This is a genomic window from Streptomyces sp. CO7 (assembly GCF_053474865.1).
In genome coordinates this window covers 226,507-227,774 of record NZ_JBRIOU010000005.1, presented here as the reverse complement: position 1 = coordinate 227,774, position 1,268 = coordinate 226,507, and the positions used below count along the sequence as shown (strand labels likewise).

The window sequence follows — 1,268 nt, the reverse complement described above, 5'->3', positions numbered from 1 at the left end:
ACCCCCACCTTTGGCCCCCACTCCCGGAGCCGCCGCAGGGTGGTGACGCCGGGAGGCACCGCGGGGCCCCGTGCGGGTCAGGTGGTGGGGAGGTGGTAGGCGTCGGCGATGAGTTCGTAGGAGCGGAGGCGGACATCGGGGCCGTGGGCGTTGGCCGTGAGCATCAGCTCGTCCGCCCCGGTCCGCTCACGGAGCGCGTCCAGCCCGGCCCGCACCTGCTCACCCGTGCCGTGCACGACGTTCGCGTTCCAGGAGTCCACGAACTCCGTCTCCGCCGCCGTCCACGGGTGGGCCTCCGCCTCCTCCGGCGTGGGGACAAGGCCGGGCCGCCCGGTGCGCAGCCGCAGCATGTTCAGGGCGGCGGCCCGCACCTGGCGGCGCGCCTCGCCCTCCTCGTCCGCGGCCAGCGCCGCCACGCCGATCAGCGCGTACGGCGCGTCGAGGACCGCCGAGGGCCGGAACGACTCCCGGTACAGGTCCAGCGCCGGGATCGTGTTCCGCGCCGAGAAGTGGTGGGCGAAGGCGAACGGCAGCCCCAGCGCCCCCGCGAGCTGCGCGGAGAAGCCGGAGGACCCGAGCAGCCACACCGGCGGCCGGTGCGCCGACTGCACGCCCCCCGCCGCCGACCCCTGCACCGGCCCCGGCACGGCGTGGATCCGCGCGTACGGGTGCCCGTCGGGGAAGTCGTCGTCCAGGAAGCGCAGCAGCTCGGCCAGCTGCTGCGGGAAGTCGTCGGCGCCCTCGTTCAGCCGGTCCGTGCGCCGCAGCGCCGCCGCGGTGGCGCCGTCGGTGCCGGGGGCGCGGCCGAGGCCGAGGTCGACACGGCCCGGGGCCATCGCCTCCAGCGTGCCGAACTGCTCGGCGATCACCAGCGGGGCGTGGTTGGGCAGCATCACACCGCCCGAGCCCAGCCGGATCCGTCCGGTCTGCGCGGCGAGGTAGGCGAGGATCACGGCCGGCGAGCTGGAGGCCACGCCCGGCATGGAGTGGTGCTCGGCCACCCAGTACCGGTGGAACCCGCGGGACTCCGCGAGCTGCGCGATCCGCACCGAGGTGGCCAGCGCGTCGCTCGCGGTGTACCCCGCGCCCACGGTGACCAGGTCGAGGACCGAGAGGGGGACGGCGGCGCCGCCGTGCGCCGTGCCGCGGATGTCGTCGTCGGTCCGGTCCGTCACTGTCACCGTCGTACTCCCTCTTCACCGCTTACCGTGCGTCCGGCGACAACGCGGCGGCCCGCGCGGCCGTCCCCCCACCCCCCCCCCCCCCCC

The 1,268-nt window shown here is 76.3% G+C and carries 1 protein-coding gene; it reads right to left on the bottom strand.

Going from position 1 to position 1,268, the window contains the following annotated elements:
- Positions 1-77: 77 nt before the first annotated feature.
- The gene (locus tag ACOV8S_RS19485) at positions 78-1,175 is read right to left on the bottom strand and encodes an LLM class flavin-dependent oxidoreductase (protein ID WP_448319460.1); all 1,098 of its coding nucleotides are present in this window, start codon (positions 1,173-1,175) and stop codon (positions 78-80) included.
- Between the last annotated feature and the right edge of the window lie 93 nt (positions 1,176-1,268).